The 1,295-nt window shown below is 46.0% G+C and carries 1 protein-coding gene; it reads right to left on the bottom strand.

The genetic code is table 11. The features are described from left to right. Window positions 1-97 precede the first annotated feature (97 nt). Complete coding sequence (locus INT39_RS22305) at window positions 98-607, bottom strand: helix-turn-helix domain-containing protein (protein WP_052923824.1); 510 nt, start codon at window positions 605-607, stop codon at window positions 98-100. Window positions 608-1,295 lie beyond the last annotated feature (688 nt).

Here is a 1,295-nt window from a genome sequence, read left to right as displayed (position 1 = left end):
TGCTTAAAGGGCTGCTTATCATGGGGATGGCTCGCTGTGGCGAACCATCCCCCTTTTCGAGGGTGGGGGTCGTTCCGAGCCGTCAAGAGTCGCTTCGCTACTGCTCTTGACCGCTCTCCTCTCCTGAAAACATAGCCATTATCCGGCGTTTTATTTCTCCATCTTTGTTCACTAACGTCTTGGTAACAAAGGCTGAGTAGTCTTTTGATGTGTTATATCCTTTCCAGACTTCATGAGGATCTAAAGCATAAGCACAGACCTTGCCAGCAACTGGTATTCTTACCAAGGCACCCTTCTCTTCCAAATAATCTAACCAACGACGAATTGTCCGAGTAGAAACGCCCATTTGATTAGCTAGAAATTGCTGGTCGCAGACCACGGCACCGCAGGTAGGATCTATGTGTTCAGCGAAAAATGAGTAAAGACCTATAGCGGCAGCACCTTGTTTGTCCCTCACAAGCTCTCTAATGCGTTGCCAGCCCTTTGGGTATGTCTGGGTGAAGTTGCTATTCTTCTTCGCCTCCTCGTGCTCTTTAGATGCCTTCCTGTCGATTTCCTGTATTTCTTTCTGTCTTAGCTTTGTTTGATGTTCTGAAGCTACGATCATCTTTATCCCTCGGTGTCTTTTTGATAGGACATTTTTGTCCCATCATAGGACTTGCGGTGTCCTATGTCCAGCCACATGCGGACACCAGCTGTGTCCTCACATGCGGACACCAGCTGTGTCCTATCAGAAAAAAACAATCCTATAAAAATCAGTAATTTATTATTTCCCCCTATTCTCTTCTATGAAAACCAACAGACAACACCAAAGTTCAAGGTAGCTCCCTCCCTCCGGTCGGGCATTTTGAGGGTCAGGGTTCGCCATAGGCGACCGCGTTAGCGGCTTGACCTTGACGATCAAAATGCCCATTTAACCTTTTATTTGGTGATGGCTCGCATAGTGAGCCATCACCATGCATGACGGTTTTTAGGGGTTTCGGGGCAAAGCCCTGAACCAGCCACTCCGCTAGCGGAGTGTATACTGGCTAATTAGTGCTTATCCTTAGGATATATCTCTCTGTAAATCGTTATGAGGCTTCCAATTAAGCCAATGATTGTGATGATTGTTGAAGTGATCATGATGACCTCCTTGTCGATTAATTTTCTGTATTACATTCCTGACTAAGTCCTTTTAGTCCCAAAGGAATGCGGCACATTACAAAAGTGATGTGCTGTTTTATTTATTTATGGGATTTACTGCTTAAAGGGCTGCTTATCATGGGGATGGCTCGCTGTGGCGAACCATCCCCCTT

The organism is Pseudomonas sp. FME51 (assembly GCF_014897305.1).
Note: the sequence above shows the minus strand (reverse complement) of the source record. Positions and strands in the feature narration are given on the sequence as shown.